The 20802-nt window shown below is 63.8% G+C and carries 20 protein-coding genes; all 20 read left to right on the top strand.

What is annotated here, in order from left to right; all coding sequences use genetic code 11:
* Nucleotides 1-254: 254 nt before the first annotated feature.
* The 20 genes from fliF (at nt 255) to AUL36_RS01835 (ending at nt 20713) form a co-directional block, all read left to right on the top strand.
* On the top strand, nt 255-1958 hold the full coding sequence (fliF, locus tag AUL36_RS01930) for a flagellar basal-body MS-ring/collar protein FliF (RefSeq protein ID WP_058600960.1): 1704 nt from the start codon (nt 255-257) through the stop codon (nt 1956-1958).
* A 3-nt stretch (nt 1959-1961) separates the two neighbouring features.
* A complete protein-coding gene (locus AUL36_RS01925) occupies nt 1962-2786 on the top strand; it encodes a hypothetical protein (RefSeq protein WP_062217415.1) in 825 nt (274 codons plus the stop codon).
* Nucleotides 2783-3925, top strand: a complete 1143-nt coding sequence (locus AUL36_RS01920) for a flagellar motor protein MotB (protein WP_062217412.1) — start codon at nt 2783-2785, stop codon at nt 3923-3925. The genes AUL36_RS01925 and AUL36_RS01920 overlap by 4 nt, the downstream gene beginning before the upstream one ends.
* The gene (locus AUL36_RS01915; RefSeq protein WP_062217409.1) at nt 3922-5187 is read left to right on the top strand and encodes a hypothetical protein; all 1266 of its coding nucleotides are present in this window, start codon (nt 3922-3924) and stop codon (nt 5185-5187) included. Before AUL36_RS01920 ends, AUL36_RS01915 begins: the two co-directional genes overlap by 4 nt.
* Nucleotides 5188-5192: 5 nt before the next feature.
* Nucleotides 5193-6713, top strand: a complete 1521-nt coding sequence (locus AUL36_RS01910) for a flagellar hook-length control protein FliK (protein WP_062217406.1) — start codon at nt 5193-5195, stop codon at nt 6711-6713.
* A 239-nt stretch (nt 6714-6952) separates the two neighbouring features.
* On the top strand, nt 6953-7624 hold the full coding sequence (locus AUL36_RS01905) for a response regulator transcription factor (protein ID WP_058600908.1): 672 nt from the start codon (nt 6953-6955) through the stop codon (nt 7622-7624).
* A 179-nt stretch (nt 7625-7803) separates the two neighbouring features.
* Nucleotides 7804-9213 (top strand): flagellar hook protein FlgE, encoded by a 1410-nt coding sequence (locus tag AUL36_RS01900; RefSeq protein WP_062217403.1) that lies wholly within the window; start codon nt 7804-7806, stop codon nt 9211-9213.
* Nucleotides 9214-9322: 109 nt separating this feature from the next.
* Nucleotides 9323-10777, top strand: coding sequence for a flagellar hook-associated protein FlgK (flgK, locus tag AUL36_RS01895; protein WP_062217400.1), 1455 nt, complete (start codon nt 9323-9325; stop codon nt 10775-10777).
* A 14-nt stretch (nt 10778-10791) separates the two neighbouring features.
* Complete coding sequence (locus tag AUL36_RS01890; protein ID WP_062217397.1) at nt 10792-11901, top strand: flagellar hook-associated family protein; 1110 nt, start codon at nt 10792-10794, stop codon at nt 11899-11901.
* A 61-nt stretch (nt 11902-11962) separates the two neighbouring features.
* Nucleotides 11963-12313 carry a flagellar biosynthesis regulator FlaF gene (gene flaF, locus AUL36_RS01885; RefSeq protein ID WP_058600904.1) on the top strand — a complete coding sequence of 117 codons (351 nt, stop codon included), beginning with the start codon at nt 11963-11965 and terminating at the stop codon, nt 12311-12313.
* A gap of 2 nt (nt 12314-12315) precedes the next feature.
* A complete protein-coding gene (flbT, locus tag AUL36_RS01880; protein ID WP_058635619.1) occupies nt 12316-12783 on the top strand; it encodes a flagellar biosynthesis repressor FlbT in 468 nt (155 codons plus the stop codon).
* Nucleotides 12784-12785: 2 nt separating this feature from the next.
* Nucleotides 12786-13208, top strand: coding sequence for a flagellar hook assembly protein FlgD (gene flgD, locus AUL36_RS01875; protein WP_058635618.1), 423 nt, complete (start codon nt 12786-12788; stop codon nt 13206-13208).
* A 2-nt stretch (nt 13209-13210) separates the two neighbouring features.
* A complete protein-coding gene (gene fliQ, locus AUL36_RS01870) occupies nt 13211-13477 on the top strand; it encodes a flagellar biosynthesis protein FliQ (RefSeq protein WP_058600901.1) in 267 nt (88 codons plus the stop codon).
* A 207-nt stretch (nt 13478-13684) separates the two neighbouring features.
* On the top strand, nt 13685-15775 hold the full coding sequence (flhA, locus tag AUL36_RS01865; protein ID WP_156418228.1) for a flagellar biosynthesis protein FlhA: 2091 nt from the start codon (nt 13685-13687) through the stop codon (nt 15773-15775).
* On the top strand, nt 15772-16527 hold the full coding sequence (locus AUL36_RS01860; protein ID WP_058635617.1) for a flagellar biosynthetic protein FliR: 756 nt from the start codon (nt 15772-15774) through the stop codon (nt 16525-16527). The genes flhA and AUL36_RS01860 overlap by 4 nt, the downstream gene beginning before the upstream one ends.
* Nucleotides 16524-16928 carry a hypothetical protein gene (locus AUL36_RS01855; RefSeq protein WP_058635616.1) on the top strand — a complete coding sequence of 135 codons (405 nt, stop codon included), beginning with the start codon at nt 16524-16526 and terminating at the stop codon, nt 16926-16928. Before AUL36_RS01860 ends, AUL36_RS01855 begins: the two co-directional genes overlap by 4 nt.
* 26 nt (nt 16929-16954) lie before the next feature.
* The gene (locus AUL36_RS01850) at nt 16955-17422 is read left to right on the top strand and encodes a rod-binding protein (RefSeq protein ID WP_062217391.1); all 468 of its coding nucleotides are present in this window, start codon (nt 16955-16957) and stop codon (nt 17420-17422) included.
* A gap of 192 nt (nt 17423-17614) precedes the next feature.
* The gene (locus AUL36_RS01845; protein ID WP_058600896.1) at nt 17615-17968 is read left to right on the top strand and encodes a flagellar protein FlgN; all 354 of its coding nucleotides are present in this window, start codon (nt 17615-17617) and stop codon (nt 17966-17968) included.
* Nucleotides 17965-18480, top strand: coding sequence for a hypothetical protein (locus AUL36_RS01840; protein ID WP_058600895.1), 516 nt, complete (start codon nt 17965-17967; stop codon nt 18478-18480). The genes AUL36_RS01845 and AUL36_RS01840 overlap by 4 nt, the downstream gene beginning before the upstream one ends.
* A 97-nt stretch (nt 18481-18577) precedes the next feature.
* Nucleotides 18578-20713 (top strand): DUF1217 domain-containing protein, encoded by a 2136-nt coding sequence (locus tag AUL36_RS01835; protein WP_062217389.1) that lies wholly within the window; start codon nt 18578-18580, stop codon nt 20711-20713.
* Nucleotides 20714-20802: the final 89 nt, after the last annotated feature.

Raw genomic sequence — 20802 nt, 5'->3', positions numbered from 1 at the left:
CGGGCCGGATCGGCGGGGCGACCCGCCGGTTCGAACTCCAGTCTCCAGCACCTCTCGGGCCGCAAGGCTCGGGAGGTGTTTTCGTTTCGGGGCGGGAACGAACCCGGTTGCACCGAGGCTTCGGGGGAGGGGAGGCGTAAAAACCGCAGCCTGCCGCAAACCTTGCCGCGCGGTTAAATTCATCACGCCCGCACAAGCTTGCTCGCCCAATGTCGGATCATCACTTCCCGCATCCGCAGGCGAACTCTATGGCGATGGTCGCTCGGGCCGAGGCCCAGAAACTTCTGTCCAATCTTCAGGCGCTCGGCGGCCGAAAGCTCGGCGCGCTGGCGATGGTTGGCATCGTGGCGGTGGCGCTGGTCAGTCTTGCCGCCTGGACCCTATCCAAGCCGACGATGGAGGTCCTGTATTCCGGCCTCGATCGCCAGGACGTCGCGCGCATCGGCGCGGCCCTGACGGAGGCCGGCATTCCCTTCGACGTGAACGCCACCGGCGACACGGTCTCCACCAATTTCTCCCAGACCGCCTCGGCGCGCATGTTGCTGGCCGAAAAGAGCCTGCCGCGCTCCGACAAGGCGGGCTACGAGCTCTTCGACACGATGGGCTCCATGGGCCTCACCACCTTCATGCAGGAGGTGACCAAGGTCCGTGCGCTGGAAGGCGAGCTCGCCCGCACCATCCAGACGTTGAAGGACGTGCGCGCTGCCCGCGTGCATATTGTCCTACCGGAGCAGGGCTCGTTCCGCCGCGAACAGCAGCCGCCCTCCGCCAGCGTCGTGATCCGCACCGATAATTTCGAGGATTTTGCCAACGCGCAGGCTATCCGCCACCTCGTCGCCTCGGCCATTCCCGGCATGAAGGTGGATCAGGTGACGGTGCTGAATACCGATGGCCGTCTGCTGGCTTCGGGTGACGACTCCACCAACGCCAACTCCACCAAGCAGCTCGGCATGGAGTCGATCGTCTCGACCTCGATCGAAGACTCGATCCGCCGCACGCTCGCTCCCTATCTCGGCGTCGGCAACTTCCAGTCCTCCGTCATCGCCCGGCTCGACACCGACCGCAAGCAGACGAGTGCCCGCAAGTTCGACCCCGAAGGCCGTGTCGAGCGCTCCGTGCGCACGGTCAAGGAAACCGGCCAGTCGACCGATACGTCGGGCAACAACCCGGCCACCGCCGGCCAGAACGTGCCCCAGGCCCAGCCGCAGGCGAACGCTCAAGGGAACAATTCCTCCGAGGCCAAGGACCGCCGCGAGGAACTGACGAACTACGAGATCAACGAGACCACGACGCAGACCGTATCCGACGGCTATGACGTGAAGAAGCTCTCGGTCGCCGTGGTCGTCAACCGCGCCCGTCTGGCCGCAACGGTGGGCGAGAACGCCACCCAGGAGCAGATCGACGCGGCCCTGGCCGAAGTGCGCAAGCTCGTGGCCTCCGCCTCCGGCATCTCCGAGACGCGCGGCGACCAGCTGGAAGTGACGGCGGTGGACTTCGTGTCCAACGGTCAGGACCTCGAACCGGTGCCCGCTCCCAGCTATGCCGAAATGCTGCTCAAGCAGTCCGGCACGGTGGTCAACGCTCTCACCATCCTCGTGGTCGCGGTTCTCGTGATCTGGTTCGGCCTCAAGCCCGCCATTCGCGCCATCGCCGGCCCGGCCGCCAACGACAACACTGCCGCCGCCGGCGCACTCGGCTCGGACGATGCGATCGAGCTGCACAATCCCTCGCTCGACATGCCAGAGATCACGGGAATTCCTGGTGCCATGACCTTCTCGGAAGATTTTGCAGCCTCGCTCGGTTACGGCGACCCCGCCAGCTCCGACGACCTCCTCGACGAACTGACCCGCAACCGCGCCAACTCGCCCAAGGTGCGCCTCGAAAAGCTCGTCGAGTTCGACGAAGCCCAAGCGGCAGCCATCCTGAAGCAGTGGATCCACGATAAAGAAGCGGCCTAATCCATGATCCCTCTCGCTCAGCTCCTGGCCGATCAGTCCGACGACGAATTCGTCCCCTTCCGCGCTCCGGCCCGCCGGCCCGCTCCGGCCGCGGTCGCCACCCGCCCGCTGCAGAACAGCCTGCCTCGTATCACCGCGCCCGCTCCGGTTCGCGCCCCGGCCGCGCCCGCCAAGGCGCTCGCCGCCCCCAGCCGCCAGCAGGCTCAGCTGCGGCCCGTTACCGAGCCCCGCGTTCCGCTCCGCGAGCTCGAAGCCGAGCGCGAGGCCTGGGCGGCCGAGCGTGAAGCCCTGATCGAAGAGCGCGAAGCCGCGCTGGCCGATGCCCGTCGGCAGGCGGCCGAGGAGACCGAAACGCTGCGCCAGGATCTGGAGCGCGTGTCGGCCGACCGGATCGAGGAGCTTCGCCGCCAGCTCGCCGCCGAACATGGCGCGAGCCTGCAGGACACCCGGCGCAACTGGGTGGAAAACGAGGGCGACCGCCTGGCCGATCTCGTGATCCTGCAGATGGCGGTGTTCGAGGACGCGCTGAAGTCGACGCTCAACTCGCTGCTGCGTCCGCTGGTTCTCGACGCGCGCAAGCGCCAGACGGTGGACGAGCTGGCCGGCGCGGTGAAGACGATCGCCTTCGACGGCTCGTCGGTGAAGATCGCGGCATCGGGCCCGAGCGACCTGCTTCAGGCTCTGGAAAGCAAGCTCGGCGACCATGCCCGCCACGTGTCCTTCGATACGAACGAGACGGACACGGATGTGCGCATCGACGCCAACCAGACCGTGATCGAAACGCGCCTGGCCGCTTGGCTGAAGGCGGTTGAAGAGGCCCTCTCGTGAGCAGCGATTCCGCACACGATCACGGCAGCATCATCATCGTCCGCCGGGGTGGCGGCGATCATGACGGCCACCATGGTGGCGCCTGGAAGATCGCCTTCGCCGACTTCATGACGGCGCTGATGGCCTTCTTCCTCGTGATGTGGCTGACCGCCGTGTCCGATCAGGCGACGAAGAAGCAGATCGCGCAATATTTCAACCCGATCGAGCTGAACAGCGACGTCCCGCCGACCGACGGCCTGACCAAGACCGACGCGGCGCCCTCCGGCCCGCCCGAGCAGAAGACCGGCCCGAACTCGCAGCCCGGTCAGCCCGGCGGCAAGCCCGTGGGCGGGACGGCCGAAGGCGGCGAGGATCAGGCGCTGTTCCGCGACCCCTATGCGGTTCTCGCCGAGATCGTGGCCGAAGGTGGCCCGGCGGTGGAAAAGGGCACGGCCAAGGGCAAGCCCGATGGCACCGGCCTTCCGGGTCTGAACGGCGGCGACGCCTATCGCGATCCGTTCGACCCGACCTCCTGGCAGATGCAGCCGAACATGGTGGCAAGCGCCAACGATCTGGCCGACAAGCCGCTGACCGAAAACCTTCCGCCGCCTTCGGCCGATGAGTTCAAGACGGTGGCGACGGTCAACACACCGGCCCCGCCCAAGCCGGCAGCGGCTCCGCGCACGGCGCAGGAAGCGGACGCGGCCAAGATCGAGAAGGAAATCGAGGCCAGCGCTCCGGGCGCAGGGGCGGATGTCGCGGTCAAGGCCGGCGCTCCGGGCTCGGGCACGGTGACGATCTCGCTTGCCGACACGCTCGACACCGGCATGTTCCAGATCGGTTCGGCCCGCCCGACCGCCGATGCGATCCATCTCATGGAAAAGATCGCGGGCATCCTGAAGTCCCGGCCGGGCAAGATCGTCATTCGCGGCCATACCGACGCTCGTCCTTATGCTCAGAACAAGGGCGAGTTGGACAATTGGCGCCTTTCGACCGACCGCGCGCACATGGCCTATTACATGCTGATGCGCGGCGGGCTCGACGACAAGCGCGTCGAAGCCATCGAGGGCGTCGCCGACCGCCAACCCAGCAACACGTCCGATCCCGAGGCCGCCAGCAACCGGCGTATCGAGATCCTCCTGAAAGAGCCAGCAGCGTGAAAACAGTTCTCGGAGTGGCCCTCTGCGCCTTGATCCTCGGTTCCGGAGCCCTCCGGGCCGAGGACGGCGGACAGGCCGAAGCGGCCGCTTCGAGCGGCCACGAAGTTGCGGCGCCCGCCGAAGGAGAAGCCAAGGCGGATGCCGGGACGCAGGGAGAGGCCGCCGCGCAATTCGCCACGACGCGCGCACCCATGCCTTTCGACGTCATGCGCTCGGTGCAGTTCCTTCAGGATCAGGTCGCGCGCGGCAATGACCGGGCGATCCGGGTGCAGGCCCTTCTCCTGCGCCGTTTCGGGCGGACCTTCCTGGAGGCCGATCCGGCGGTCTGGCGCGATCCGCGCAATTTCCGCGCGGCGATCCTCTTCTCGCTGAGCGGCGGAACGCCCGATGTCCTCGACCGCCTGATGCGGGAAAAGCTTCTGGACGAGTCCCAGACGGCGCTGATCGAAGGCACGCTGGCCTATGTCCGCAACAATCTGGAAAAGGCCAAGAAGCGCCTCGCCGATGTTCCGCTTGCGGAGATGGAGCCGGTTCTGGCGGCCCAGTTGCATCTGGTGCTGGGTCAGATCCATCAGGGTGACAATCCCAAGGACGCCATCGCGCATCTCGATCAGGCCCGACTTCTGGCACCCGGCACCCTGATCGAAGAAGCATCCTTGCGCCTGGGCGCCATGCTGGTGGACGCCAGCGGCGACCATGCCCGCGCCGATCAGCTCGCGCGGCGCTATTTCGATCGCTTCGCCAACAGCTCCTATGCCGGCAATTTCGAGGCCCGCTTCAGCGCGATGGTGACGAGCCGCGGCTCGGCCAATGCGGAAGAAGCGCTGGCCGAAATGTCCGACGTGATCGCGGCCCTCTCGGGCCCGCGCCAGCAGACGCTTTATCTCGCGGCGGCGCGGCGCTCGCTGGTGGAAGGCAATCTCCAGTTCGCCGCCGCTTCGGCCGAAGCGGCGCTGGCGATCCCCGCCCTGTCGGGACCCGACCAGAGCCGCGCCGAACTCTACAAGACGGCCTCCTCGCTCGGCTCGCTGAAGCCGACCGAGGCACGCCAGACGCTCGACCGGATCGAACGCGCCGAACTGCATCCCGAAGACGCCACCCTGCTGGACGCCGCCTATACCGTGCTCGACCAGATCGACGCGACGCTGGCGGCCATGCCGGCGCCCGCCCTGAACGTCGCGTCGGCCAAGGCCGACGGGCCCGCCGTTCTGGCACGCGCGGAAGCCGCTCTCGCCCAATCCTCCCAAGCTTTGAAGCCTTAAGGTCCATGAAGATCGATCTCTCTCTGCCGATGCCGGATCGTGAACCGCCACTTCGGACCGCGCCGCGCGACGACGATGCGCGCCGTGACCAGGGCCGCGCCTTCGACGCGGCCGTGCGGGATGCCAAGCCGCCGCAGCGGGACACGGCGAGTGCCGACAATCGCGCGCCGGCCCCGTCCGTGCAGGGCGACGCGTCCGCTAAGCCAACGACGTCGCAGGACGCTTCGAGCGCGCGAGCGAGCGAGGCGAAAGCCGGCGAGGCGACGTCTGCAAAGCGCGATGCGGGGGATGGCAAGGACACCGATCCCAACAAGGATGCGGACGCCGCCGATTCGACGCAGGCCGAGGGCGCGGACAAGCGCGCGCTCCAGTCTCTCCTGGGCCTCTTGAATCATTCGGGCCAGCCCAGCGACGACAAGCGCAAGGCCTCCGAACAGGACGCCGCGACCCGAACGCTGGTGCCCAGCGGAGCGGAACAGGGGCTCGATCCGACGGGCGGGGAGGGGACAGGCGGCAAGAGCGTTCGCCTCGAAGTCCTGAAGATGGAAACGCATTTCGAGCCGCATCAGGACGGAATGGTTCTCGTTCAGGCGAAAGGCGACGAGGCCGCTCGGAAGGCGGCGGCGGATGCCAAGTCCGCGGGTGTCAACACCACCGCCGAATCGTCTGCCAGCGCGGTTCTGGCAAACCTCAGCGACAAGGCCAAGGCCAGTTCGGAGCGAGCATCCATTAAGGGCGCGGCGGCGACAGGCGACGCCCAACAGACAAGCGAGGCGCCGCTGCCTTTGCGCTTCGACGAAGCCCTGGCACGTTTGTCCGATCGCGGCCGCGCGGGCGCGGATCAGGGTGGCGAGCGGCGCAGCGATGCGCAGCGCGCGGCTTCGCTGGACGCGGCCAAGGGCAGCGATACCGCAACAGGCGGCAAGACCTTGACGGTCGATGCTCTGGCGGCGGGCGGCAGTGGAGCGGGCGGGCTCGGCATCGCCACCCAGATTGCCGACCGGATGCTCGAAGTTCTGGGCGAGCCCAACGCACGGCCCTCCAGCGCGGCGACGCCCGATCAGGATGCGCATCTGCGGATGCGGGCCGGCGGCGCGGCGCTGAAAACGCTTACGATCCAGCTCAAGCCCGAACATCTGGGCACGCTGGACGTGTCCATGCGCTTGTCGGAAGGCAAGCTCACGGTGGAACTTGCGGCCAGCCGCGCCGATACGGCGGTGCTTCTGGCCGAGGATCGTGGGGCCTTGCGTCAGCTCTTGGAGCGCGCGGGCTTCTCACTCGACGATGCTGCGATCACCGTGGTCGCCAAGGACATTCAGGCCAACGCCCCGCGTGCGGCCGATGGATCGACCGGTGCGGGCAACGACAATTCGAGTTCGAACGGAGCGTCGGGACAAGCTGCCAGAGACGGCTCACCGTCTCGCGACGAGCAGCCGAGCGGGCGCCGTTCGCCCGAGCCCCCGGCTCGCGAGGGCACCGTATCGCAGGACGCTTCGCGCACTCGCCGAGCGTCCACCTATCTCTGAAAAACCATCTCGTTTCTGCAAAACAGAACAAGGGCGGAAAGGGTCTCCTTTCCGCCCTTTTTTTGCGCCGCAAAAATATAGGCTCTGTGGCCTTGAAAGGGTTAACGAGTTGAAACTCTGTCGACTTTTATGCAACGCCCAAGCTTGCGTTAACCCTATAGTGATTTTTGGGGATAGGCCGATTCGAGGGGTGCAGGTAACTTTTCCCTAACGAAACGCAAGACATTCGGTGGGGCCAAATGATCGTAGTCGTGGATAACCGGGAACTCGTGACCAACGGCTACAAGTCGCTTTTCTCGCAGGAAGGCGTCTCGTCAGCGGGCTTTGGAGTGGACGAGTTCCGCGACTGGGTCGAGTCGGCCTCCGAGACCGACATCTCCGCCGTCGAGGCGTTTCTGCTGGGCGATTTTCCCGAGCGCAGCACCTTCACCCGCCTCGTGCGGAGCCGCTCCACCGCGCCGATGATCGCTCTGGCCGAGACCAAGGCCCTCAATTCCACGCTCGATCTGTTCGCCGCTGGCATTGACGATGTGGTGGCCAAGCCGGTCCACGTCAAGGAAATCCTGGCGCGCGTCGGCGCCATCCGCCGCCGCGACGTGGCGGTCGATCGCAACCGCAACGCGATCGACGAGATCTGCGTCTTTACCGATGGCCGCGACGCCGAAGTCGGCGGCGAGCCGCTGGTCCTGCCGCGCCGCGAGCGCCGCATTCTGGAATATCTGGTCGCCAACAAGGGCCGCCGCGTGTCCAAGCAGCAGCTCTTCAGCGCGATATACGGCATTTTCGACGAGAACGTCGAAGAGAACGTCATCGAAAGCCACATCTCCAAGCTGCGCAAGAAGCTCAAGATGCGCCTGGGCTACGATCCCGTCTCCTCCAAGCGCTATCTCGGCTACGGCATCGGCGTCTGATCCGCCTAAAGCTCAAGTATTAACAAAAACATTCAACCCGGCGCTTGCGTCGGGTTTATTTATGTTTACTAATAAAAGATTAATCCCGTATCATCCTTTACACTTCGTAATGCAGTTTGACGCAAGCCAGTCCCGATACCTTTGCCACAATTCCCCGGTTTGGTATTGAAGGAGCAGGCATGAGCATCGGCGGACTAATGCGCACGAGCGTTTCGGGCATGGACGCGCAGGCCACGCGCCTCAGCGCCGTCTCGGAAAACATCGCGAACGCCAATACCAACGGCTACAAACAGACGACGACGGAGTTCACGTCGCAGATTCTGGCCCATGGCGCGAACCAGTACAATTCTGGCGCGGTGGAAGCGAATGTTCGCACGCTGGTCAGCGAGCAGGGCGGCATTTCCTATACGGCCAATTCCAGCAACTCCAAGAAGATCGATCTCGCCATCCAGGGCAACGGCTTCCTCGTCGTCAACGATGGCAGCACGAAGGGCGGCTCCTCCGGCAATTACCTGACGCGCGCCGGCTCCTTCACCCAGCAGGCCGACGGTAGTCTCGTCAACGCAGCCGGCTACACGCTGATGGGGTATCCCGTCACGACAAACGGTACCGATTATACGCTGAATGGCTTTGCCGGCTTGCAGCCCGTCAACATGCGGGCATCCCTTCTAAGCGCGACTGCCACGACTAAGGGCGATCTGAATACGAATCTTAATAAGGAAGCAGTCGCAGTCGTTGCAGCCGATACGACACCCGGTGAGGTCAGTTCTACGACAGCTTTGGGCGCTGCGGTGAAATACACATCTGCCAGTTCCATCGCGACATATGACAATACGGGGAAGGCGGTTACTCTCGATTTCTATTATACAAAGACAGCTGACAACACATGGGAAGTCGCTGTCTTCAACCACGCAGATGCCTCCTCGACCACCGGAACGAATTCATCTACGACAGCACCGTTTCCATATGCTGCTGGTGGAACAGCCGGCAAAGGGCCGTTGATGACAACGACTTTGACGTTTGATGCTACCAGCGGAAAATTGTCGAAAATCGGTACAGCCAACGTTGACACAGTATCGCGCGACGGCATCCTTACGGTCGATTTGACTTCGGGCAATGCGAACGCGGTCAACAAACTGAACGGGTCTAAAATCGCGTTCAACATTAGTGACATTACCCAATATTCGAAAGACTATCTCCCACTTGCCGCAATCGTGGATGGCAATCCGGCAGAAGTCGTCGATAAGGTCTCCGTCGGCAAAGACGGCACGGTGACTGCGACTTTCACCTCCGGCACCTCGCGCAACCTTTACAAGATTCCGCTCGCCATGGTCGCCGCCCCGGACAATCTGACGGGCGTTTCGGGCAACGCGTATTACGCGGGCGTGGAGTCGGGCACGATCCTGATGGGCTTCGGCGGCAGCGGTGGCCTCGGGACTCTTCAGTCCGGGGCACTGGAAAACTCGACGGTCGATCTGGCGAGCGAACTGACGACGATGATCGAATCGCAGCGCTCCTACACGGCCAATTCCAAGGTCTTCCAGACCGGTTCGGAAATCATGGACGTTCTGGTCAACCTGAAGCGCTAACGCCATCGGGGCATGATTTCGAGAGGCGCCGGCGGCGCTTCTCCCTGCAAGGGCACGGCCGCGGATCGGCGGCCGGCCAACGATCGATTCTCCTTTGCGGACGCCCACCATGACCCTTTCGTCTGCCATCAACACGGCGACGTCGTCGCTTCAGGCCAGCCAGACTCAAACCGCTCTCGTTTCGCGCAACATCGCAAACGCGAATGTGGCCGGCGCGACGCGCAAATACGCCAATGTCGTGACCGGCGCGGACGGGCGGCTTGAAATCCGTTCGGTTTCGCAGTCCGGCAATACGGCTCTGTTTCGGAATGTCCTCAACGGCACCTCGGATGTCGCGAGGTCGGGCGTGGTGGCAGGCGGGCTCGACCGGCTCAACGAGGTGATCGGCGATACCGATGCGAAAGGCTCGCCCGCCGCGAAAGTGTCCGCCCTCGCCGATGCGCTGGTGAGCTACAGCAAGGCGCCCGCCAATGGAGAAGTCGGCCGGGCGGCGGTCGCCGCCGCACAAGCTCTCGCCACGTCGCTGAACGTCGCAAGCGATACCGTTGATCAGATCCGACAGGATGCCGACGACGAACTGGGGCAAGCCGCCAGTGATATGCGCAGCATTCTCAGCCAGATCCAGGATCTGAACCAACGGATCACGGCTGGCACCGTCGCCAACCGGGACGTCACGGACGAGGTGGATCAGCGCGATCAGCAGATCCAGAAACTATCCGAATATGTCGGCATCAACGTTCAGTCGCGTGGCGACAATGACGTGGTGATCTATACCGACAGCGGTGTGACACTGTTCGATCGTGTGGCGCGTAGCGTGGATTTCACGGCCACCCCGTCGCTCAAGCCAGGGCAGGCCGGTGGCGCTTTCCGTATCGACGGAACGGTCGTCACCGGAGCCAACTCCTTCATGCCCGTCACGAGCGGCAAGATCGCCGGCTTGATCGAACTGCGGGACAAGGTGGCGCCCCAGTTCCAGACGCAGCTTGACGCCATAGCCAACAACCTGATCGATGTCTTCTCCGAAACCGGCGGAGCGCAGGGCCTCTTCCAGGACGCCAGCGCGACCGTCACCGGCGTTGCTGCCACAGGGACGACGCCTGCAAGCGCGAGTTCATCGCTTGCAGGGGCGGCGGGACGGATCAAGGTCGCCGCCAGCGTCCTGGGAGACCCGACCCTTCTGCGCGACGGCGGGATCAGCGGCGGCGCCAAGTACAACACCGACACCGCTGCGACGGGCTATACGACGCGTCTCACCAATCTGGTGACCAGCATTCGAACCGCTCGCGCCTACAGCGCGGATGGTGCCGATGCCACCGGAACGATCGCCAATTTCGCGGGCTCGTCGATGAGCTGGCTGCAGGGCACGCGCTCGACGACGCTGGCAACCAACCAGTATCAGCAGACGCTTCTCGATAAGACCCAGACGACGCTTTCGAACGAAACAGGCATCGACCTGAACACCGAGCTGACACGGCTTCTCGATCTCCAGCGTTCGTTTCAGGCCTCGTCCAAGATCATCACCACGGTGGACCAGATGATGGCCGCCCTTCTGCAAGCCATCTGAGGACGCTCGGCGCCATGTCGATTTCCAGCCTGACCTTAAGCAACTTCTCGCGCAGCACCATCCAGCGCGTGCAGACCCAAATCGCCGATGCGCAGAAGGAGTTCAACACCGGACGCCACGCCGATGTGGGTCGCACGCTCGGCCGCGTCACGGGAAACGCGATCTCCTATCATTCGCAGGAGGACACGTTCCAAAGCATGTTGGACTCCAACAAATTGATCACCAGCCGCTTTCAGCTGATGGACAATTCGTTGACGTCGATCCGCAACGCGTCCGACGACTATTCCAAGGCTCTGATCAACGGCACGGCCACGGGAACGGGCACGGCCGCTCTCATACAAAGCGCGCAGCAGGGCCTTCAGCAGGTTCTGGGCGCGGTCAATGTCAGCAGCGGCGGCGAATATCTGTTCGGCGGCACGCACGCCAACACCCAGCCGGTGAAAAGCGACAGCGCGACCTTGACCGCTTTGTCGGGCAGCATCCAGTCGAAATTCCTTGATGCACTCGGCATCACGGACGTTTCCCAAGCGACTGCAGACCAGGTGAATGCCTATTTCAGCGATGCCGGCTATACGAAATCAGGCTCCGCGACGGCTCGCAGCTTTTCGGTCGATTTCTTCGGCACCCCGGCTGTACCGGCCAATGGTGCGACGCCGGCCGTTGCGGCTGTTCCCGGTATCTGGGACGGCATCGCCGATTCCGGCGGCGCGGTCTCGTCCGCCTATATCTCGCGCTCCGAGCAGATCGACACGTCGGTCAACGTCAATACGCCGGCCTTCAAGAATACGGTCGCGGCCTATGCGATGATCGGCGCGCTGGGCGTGGACAAGATGGGCGATAGCGCCCGCCAAGCCCTGACAACGGCGGCGCAGGTGAAGCTGAAGTCGGGTCAGGACGGCATCGTCAAGGTTCAGTCGGACCTCGGCGTTCGGCAGAACCGCGTCGATGCCGCCAATACGCTGCTGACCAAGCAGAAGGATTTGGTGGCTGCCGCGTATGACCGCCTCGAAGGCGTCGATCAGACCGAAGCCGGATTGCTGATCAACCAACTGAAGACGCAGCTCGACGCGACCTTCGCCGTCACCGGCAAGCTGCAGAATCTCAGCCTTCTCAACTATCTCTGATCCGGCCTCGCCGCCGAACCCGACCAAAGGGCATGAATGCCCGCCGCTTTGAGGAATGGGAATGTATCAATTCTCCTATGCCGAGGTTACGCAGGACAGCTCGGCAACGGCGCGCGAGCGCGAGCGCGAGGCGCTCGATCGCATGGTCGATGCGCTCAAACACGCCGAGGCCGCGGGCCCGCGTTCGCGCGAAGCGATCGACGCCATCTACCTGACGCGCAATCTCTGGTCGGTGCTGGTGGAAGATCTCGCGACGCCCGGCAATGCGCTGCCGGACGAACTGCGCGCCAGCCTCATCTCGATCGGGCTCTGGATCATGCGCGAAGCCGAGGCGATCCGGCTCGGCCAGCGCGAGAGCTTCTCGACCATGATCGAGGTCACCACCATGATCCGCGACGGGTTGGGAGAATAAGGATGTCGACACTTCGCATCACCCTGCGAGCGGGCGAGCGCATCTTCGTCAATGGCGCGGTCATGCGCGTCGATCGCAAGACCCATCTGGAATTCATGAACGACGTGACCTTCCTTCTGGAAAGCCACGTGATGCAGGCCGAAGACGCGACGACGCCGATCCGCCAGCTCTACTTCGTGGTCCAGCTCATGCTGATCGATCCCGCGACGGCGAGCGAAACGCGCGTTCTCTTCGAGCGCAGCTTCCCCGCCCTTATGGCCGCCTTCTCCTCGGCAGCCGTGCGCTCCGGGCTGCAGGACGTCGCCGAGCTTATCGAACGCGACCGCGTCTTCGAGGCGCTGAAGCGCCTGCGGGCGATCATTCCGCTGGAAGACGCCATTCTCGCGGCAGCGGCCACCGAAGACGCCCCCGCCCATATGGGTTCTGTTTCCTTGCCGGAGCGTGCTCCGGTTGCTGTTGGAGCTCGCTGATCATGGAAGTTTCCGGCGTTTCGACGCAGAACCAGACCACCAATGTCGGCGCTTCGACCGGCACGTCCTCGTCCACGGCCAGCGAGCTGAAGACGGGCCTCGACTACAACGCCTTCCTGCAGCTTCTCGTCACGCAGATGAAGAATCAGGACCCGTTGAACCCGACCGATCCGACCCAGCAGATGAGCCAGCTCGCCTCGTTCTCCAACGTGGAACAGTCGATCAAGCTGAACCAGAAGCTGGAGGCGATGACGACGCTGAACGCGCTCACCAACGCCAACTCGCTGATCGGCCGCACGATCACCAATGGCGACCAGACGCTGAGCGGTGTGGTGAAGTCGGTGCAGGTCACCAGCGACGGCACGGTGGCGACGCTCTCTTCGGGCAAGACCATGACGCTCGGCAACGGCGTGAAGGTCGAGTAGCCATGAACGAGGCCGATGCCATCGACATCGTTCAGCACGCGATCTGGACGGTGGTTCTCGCTTGCGGCCCGGCCGTGGCCGGCGCCATGCTGGTCGGCATTCTGATCGCGCTCTTCCAGGCGCTGACGCAGATTCAGGAGGTCACGCTGACCTTCGTGCCGAAGATCCTCGCGATCTTCGTCATCATCGCGCTGACGGCTTCCTTCACCGGCGCGCAGGTCTATGCCTTCACGCAGGAAAGCTATTCCCGCATCGAACACGGGTTCTGAGCTTTCTCGTATCTTGATTTGATCGAGACGCCCGTCGGTTCGCTCCGGCGGGCGTTTTTGCTTGCGATACGGTCCGCATCGCGCCAGCCCGGCACCAGTGAGCCCTGAAATAAAGCGTTAAGGATTGTGCCGCGACCCGACCGTCGCGGGATCTGTGCCGAGCCGGGCTCCGTTTGCCCGCGCGCCGTTTTTCGGGGAATGCGCCGTATGTCGGTCGACACGCTCAAGATCGCGCCCAGCCTGCCGGGCAATTCACGCCGCGACATCGGCTTTGCCGTCGGCATCATCGCGATGCTGGCGGTTCTCTTCGTGCCCATTCCCGCCTTCCTGATCGACGTCGGGCTGGTGATCTCGATCGCGCTGTCGATCCTGATCCTGATGGTGTCGCTCTGGATTCAGAAGCCGCTGGAATTCTCGGCCTTTCCGACCGTGCTGCTCCTGGCCACCATGCTGCGCCTGTCGCTCAACATCGCGACGACGCGTGTCATCCTCAGCCATGGCGACCAGGGCCACAACGCGGCCGGCTATGTCATCGGCGGCTTCTCGCAGTTCGTCATGGGCGGCGACTTCGTCATCGGCATCGTGGTCTTCATCATCCTGATCACGGTCAACTTCCTCGTCATCACCAAGGGCGCGACGCGTATCGCGGAAGTCGGCGCGCGCTTCACGCTCGACGCCATTCCCGGCAAGCAGATGGCGATCGACGCCGATCTCTCGGCCGGCCTCATCGACGAGAAGCAGGCACAGACCCGCCGGCGCGAGCTTGAAGAGGAAAGCTCCTTCTTCGGTTCGATGGACGGTGCCTCGAAATTCGTGCGCGGCGACGCGATCGCCGGCCTCATCATCACGGCCGTCAACATCTTCGGCGGTATCATCATCGGCGTCACGCGCCACGGCATGGACGCCAGCCACGCGGCCGACGTCTTCGTGAAGCTGTCGGTCGGTGACGGTCTCGTCACGCAGATCCCGGCCCTGATCGTCTCGCTCGCCGCCGGTCTTCTCGTCTCCAAGGGTGGAACGCGCGGCGCCGCCGAACAGGCCATCATGACGCAGCTCGGGCACTATCCCCGCGCGCTGATGGTGGCCGCCGCGCTGCTCGGCGTTCTCTCGCTGCTGCCCGGCCTGCCCATGCTGCCCTTCGCGCTGACGGCCTGCGCGCTCGCCGGCATCGCCTATGTCATTCCCCGCCGCCGCGCCGAGGTGGAGCAGAAGGAACAGGCCGAACAGAAGGCCGCCGAGGAAAAGGCGCTCGAAGCGGAACGCCAGTCGGTCAAGGAATCGCTGCGCATCATCGAAGTGGAACTGGTGCTCGGCAAACAGGTCGCCGCCCATCTCAACTTCTCGCGCGATGAACTCGCCAACCGCGTCGCCAAGATGCGCCGCCGCTTCGCCTCGCGCTACGGTTTCGTCATCCCCGAGATCAAGCTTTCGGACGATCTGGCGCTCGACCCGCGCTCCTATGCCATCAAGGTTCATGGCACGACGGTCGCCAGCCAGCCCATCCGCCTCGGCGATCTCCTGATCGTGCTCGGCGATGCGCCCGTGCCCGATATTCCGCACGATCTGACCAAGGAGCCGGCCTTCGGCCTGCGCGCCGCCTGGATTTCCGAAACCTTCGCGGCCGCCGCGCGGCGCTCGGGCTTCGAGCCGGTGGATACGCTGTCGATCATCCTGACGCATCTGTCGGAGGTGATCCGCAACAACCTCGCCCATCTCCTGTCCTACAAGGACATGCGCTCGCTGCTCGACCGGCTGGAGCCCGAATACAAGCGGCTGATCGACGAGATCGTGCCGGCCCATATGAGCTATTCCGGTCTTCAGGCGGTGCTGAAGCTGCTGCTCGCCGAGCGTGTGTCCGTACGGAACCTGACGCTGATCCTGGAAGCCATCGCGGAAATCGCGCCCCATGTGCGCCGTTCCGAGCGCATCGTGGAACATGTGCGCACCCGCATGGCGCAGCAGATCTGCGGCGATCTCCTGCACAATGGCCAGCTGGGCGTTCTGCGCCTGGGCAACCGCTGGGATCTCGCCTTCCACCAGGCGCTCAAGCGCGACGCCAAGGGCGACGTCATCGAGTTCGACATCGACCCCCGCCTCGTGGAGCAGTTCGCCACGGAAGCCACCAAGATGATCCGCGAGAAGACCGACCAGGGCGAGAATTTCGTGCTCGTCGCCTCGCCGGACGCGCGCCCCTATGTGCGCATGATGATCGAGCGTATCTTCGTCAATCTGCCTGTTCTCTCGCATCTCGAAATCGCGCGCGGCGTCGACATCAAGGCGCTCGGATCGATCTCGTGACCGCCGACGCGCAGGCGCTGATCATCGCGCTGTTCCTGATCTTCTGCCGCATCGGCTCCTGCCTGATGATGCTGCCGGGCTATTCCAGCGCGCGTATCCCGACGCATATTCGCCTCTTCGTGGCGATCGCGGTGGCCTTGTCCGTCGCGCCCCGGCTTCTGCCGCAGGTGCTGCCGCTGGTGCAGACGGCCAGCGACGACATGCGCATCTACATGACCGTCGGCGAAATCCTGAACGGGCTGCTGATCGGGCTTCTGGGGCGCGTCTTCATGCTGGCGCTGCAATTTTCGGGCAGCGTCATGGCCAACGCGATCGGCATGGGCCAGTCGCTCGGCGTGCCCCTGGAAGGCCACGAGGCCGACCCCGCGCTGGTTTCGCTGATCACGCTGACGGCGACGGTGATGATCTTCTCGCTGAACCTTCACGCCGAGATCGTCAACGCGCTGGTGGCGTCCTATAAGGCGATGCCGGTGGAACTCGGTTTCTCGATCCGCTCCGGCCTCAACTCGCTGGTCGACAATCTCGCGCAGACCTTCATGCTGTGCCTGCGCATCTCCAGCCCCTTCGTGGTTTATGCGGTGATCGTCAATTTCGCGATCGGTCTCGCTAACAAGATGACGCCGGCCATCCCGATCTACTTCATCTCCATGCCCTTCGTTCTGGCGGGCGGGCTTCTGCTTCTCTGGTTCAGCGCCGGCAATATCCTGTCGATCTTCGCGGGCGCCTATCGTCAATGGGTGGTCATGGGATGAGCGAAGGCAAACGATCCGACCGGCTGGCCCGTGTTCTAGCCGTGCAGGAGCGCAAGCGCCAGCAGGCCGAATGGGCGCTTGCCGAACTCGTGCGCGAGCAAAAGGGCCTGGAAGACACGCGCGACGAGCTGCTCGATACCTTGGGCGCGCAGTCGCTGATGCAGGGCCTGTTTCTCGATGCCAAGGTTTCAGCGCTTCGGCGCAACGATCTGGCGCTGGCGGCCGTCTCGGCCAAGCAGTTGGACGCACGCGAGCGCGTTCGGGCAGAGAACATGACGGAGAAGCGTGTCGAGCGCGCGGCGGAGGCGGCCCTCGTGGAGGACCGGATCGCGCAGGACGCGGTCGAACTTCTCTCCGCCCTCGAAGATCATCTCGTCGCCCGCGCCGCAAGCCTGGAATAAGTGCGGCGCGCTAGAAGAAGAGTGACATGCGGCCCCAAGGTCGCGATCTCCTTTCGGACCATCACGCCATGACCGTGGACCCGCTCTCCCCCTTATCGCCAACCGCTGCGAGCGAGCGCACCGCGCCCGCCTCGGCGGCGCCGGCCGCGCCCGTCTCCGCAACGGACGCCGGCAGCTTTGCCGATCTTCTGGCCGCGCAGAACCTGCAAGGGGCTGCGCGCGCGCAGGAGGAGCGGGGCGAGCGCTTCTTCCATCAGTCGTCGCATAGCGGCGAGCTGAAGCCGCTCCAGAAGTTCGAGAGCTTCTTCCTGCGCAATTTCGTGGAAACGATGCTGCCGCAGAAGGACACGAGCTTCTTTGGCTCCGGTACCGCCGGCCAGATCTGGAAATCCATGCTGGCCGAGCGCATCGGCGACGAGATGGCCGCCTCTGGCGGCATCGGGATCGCCGACATGCTGGCCAAGCGCGAGCCGGGTGGGCCGGACAAAAGCTAACCTATCCGGGCTCTTGGGCCGTCGAGGGCCCGGAGCGCACCGATCACAGCGGCTCGTTCGTCTGGCGTGGGCAGGATGCGTCTGACCATTGCGAGGCACGGAGCCGTCAACGAGTTTCGCTTGCGCCCCCGACGGGATGAGCATGAGCGAGGCGAGAGGCGGCGAAGCCGCGACAGAAAAGGACATGGGCACGTGGAAGCGGTTCTCACTCAGGCCATCAATCGTCTGGAATCCGTTCTGGCGGGCGAAAGCCTCGCGCTGCGCTCGGGCGACAGCACGGGCCTCAGCGACATCAGCAATCGCAAGAACCAGAGCCTGTTCGAGCTGACGCGCCTGCAGCGCGGCATCGAGCCGGCCTCGCTCAGCGCCGAGATGCGCGATCGCCTCGGCACCCTGCGCGAGCACCTGACGGAAAACAGCCGTCTCCTGCAGATCCATATCGAGGCGACCGCCGAGGTGGCCGACGTCATCACGCGCGCCATCGCCGCGGCCGAATCTGATGGAACCTATGGCTCCAGCCTGTCCGGTGCGCGGGTCGCCAAATGATCAAGCTTCTCGGGATCGGCGTCTGGGTGATGGTGGTCACGCTGGGCTCGGGCTTTGCCATGGCAAAGCTGAGCGGCGGCGGCGAGGCGCCCGCGCCCAAGCAGCCGACCTATTTCGAAGGTCTCGACTACAAGAAGACCACCAGCATCGCCGTGCCGCTGATCTCGGAAAACGCGATCCAGGGCTATGTCCTGGCGCGCTTCGTCTACACGATCGACGGCAAGCTCTCCGCGACGTTGGCCGTGCCGCCCGATCCGATCATTCTGGATGAGGCCTTTCGCGCGGTGTACTCCGTCTCGGGCTTCGATTTCCGCCATCCCGAGCGCTACGACGTGGCCGCTCTGCTCGCCTCGATCAAGGAAACGGTCAACAAGCGTTACGGCCAGAAGGTGGTCGAGGACGTGATGATCGATCAGTTCGACTTCCTGCCCAAGAACCAGATGGGCGGGGCGATGGGCGGCAATCAGTCCAAGGGCGAGATCGAGCAGCTTCAGTCGCGCGGCAAGACCTGATCGAACCGGCCTTTACGGCATGGCAACCCTGTTTCGATAGACTTCTCTTCAGCGCCGGCCTCGCTCAAGCCGGCGTCTTCTCGTTTGGAGACCGGTGGTGATTTCGACTCTTCTCAACTATCGCCTCTACACGAACGACATGGCCAAGACGCTGGAGCGCTTGTCGAGCCAGGCGCAGGTCGAGCGCGACAAGGCCTATTACGACCAGAATATCGGCAAGGTCACATCGGTCGATCAGTTCCTCGGGAACTACAAGCTCTATTCCTATGCGATGAAGGCCTATGGTCTGGAGGATCAGATCAACGCCAAGGGCATCATGAAGAAGGTGCTTCAGAGCGACCTGACGGATTCCTCGTCCTTCGCCAACAAGCTGTCGGATCAGCGCTATCGCGACTTCGCGGCGGCCTTCAACTTCAATTCCGACACGACCCCGACCGCGCAGTCCACGTCGCAGACCGAGCGATTGGTCGAGGCCTATGCGGAGCGCGTCGATACGTCCGCGCCGATCGCGGCGAAGGCGACGAGCTATTACACCCAGAATATCGGATCGGTCAGCTCGATCGACGCTTTCGTGGCGGATCGTGGCCTTCTCGACGTCGCGTTGCGTGCGTCGGGCTTCTCCGACCCCAGCGCGATCTCGTCCGACTACGCCGCCTCGGTCCTGAAGGGTGACGTCAGCAATGGCGATGCCGCCTGGGCAACGCTGCGGACCCAGTTCAGCGCCGCTCCCACAGCCCCCGCCACAACGCGGACATGGATCGCCCAAACCGCTCAGATGGCGTCGAATACCGTCTATACCTACAACAACCTGACAGGCAACGCGACGAGCCCCCAGGCCAAGCAGGCCAATATCGACTATCTCAATGCGTTCTTTTCGGCGAGCAACACGACCCAGACGGTTTCCGCGTTCACCAGCGACGAGCGTCTGCTGACCTTCGCGATGACGGCCATGGGCTCGGAGATCACCTACGCCGCGAGCGCGGCCGCGAGCTATCTTCAGAATCCGTCCTCTATTCCGAGCACGGTGTCCGATGTCGAGAAGGCGCGCTTCCAGGCGCTGCACGACGCATTGGGCGTTCAAAGCAACGGCACGATGTCGCCGCCCGCAACGAACGGGCTGGACAAGCTGATCACCGGCTATGGCAACAACTACAAGACGGCCTTCAACAAATCGGTCAATTTCGACACGACCGAGTTCAAAGCCGCGCTCGTGGACATCAAGTCCGTCACCGATCTGATGGCGACATCGTCGGTCGACGGCAAGCGCCGCACGCTGAACTTCGTTTTGAAGGCGGTCGGCATTGATCCGGCGACGGCGAGCCTTACCAAGATTCGCGCTGTTCTGACCAGCGACCCGACGGACCCGAACAGCTATGTCTCCAGGCTGAAGGACGATCGCTACACCCAACTCGCAGCCGCCTTCAATTTCGATGAGAACGGCAAGCTGCGGCCCGAACGCCTGATCCAGGATGTGAGCGATCAGACCAAGATCGGCCAGCTCTATGCCGCGACTTTCGGCTCCAATCTGAGCAACGACAAGAAGGCCACCATCAAGGCCGACACCAAGGCCTATCTCGCCGCCGTCGGCTCAGCCGTTTCGCTGAACGATCTCCTGACCGACAAGAAGACGATCCAATATGCGCTGACCGCCTTCGGCGTGAAGAACAAGGATCTGTCGAAGGACGAGCTGAAGAAGATTCTGACCAGCGATCTCGGCGACCTGAAGAGCTACGCCAACACGCAGACCGACAAGGCCATCGCAAAGTTCGCCGCCGCGTTCAATTTCGAGACCGACGGCAGTGTGCGCAACAGCGAGACGGGCGGGCAGTCGGCCAAGGATCGTCTCGCCACTGACAAGCTCTACCTCCTGCAGAAGATGGAAGAGCAGGCCGGCGATACCAGCGAGGGCACCCGTCTGGCGCTTTATTTCCTGCGCAAGGCGCCGGGCCTCACCAGTTCCTATGGCATCCTCGCCGACAAGGCGCTCTATTCGGTGGTGCGCACCGCGCTGGGTCTGCCCGAGGGCATGGTGAACATGAATGTCGATCAGCAGGCGTCGATGCTGGACAAGAAGCTCAACGTGAAGGACTTCGCGGACGAGAAGAAGCTCGACAAATTCGTCGCCCGCTTCGCCGGCATGTACGACACCCAGAACGCCGACTCGTCCCCGTCCCCGATCCTCCAGCTGTTCGGGGGCTCTTCGGGCGGATCGAACATCTTGAATTATCTCTGACGGCAGTCGCGGGTACTGACGATAGTCGCCAGCGAGGGAACAACGCTCTTGCTCGCGGCTTCCCATCCCAACACGGATGGGAGCCCTAT

Source organism: Aureimonas sp. D3 (genome assembly GCF_001463805.1).
Classification (GTDB): domain Bacteria; phylum Pseudomonadota; class Alphaproteobacteria; order Rhizobiales; family Rhizobiaceae; genus Aureimonas; species Aureimonas ureilytica_A.
Note: the sequence above shows the minus strand (reverse complement) of the source record. Positions and strands in the feature narration are given on the sequence as shown.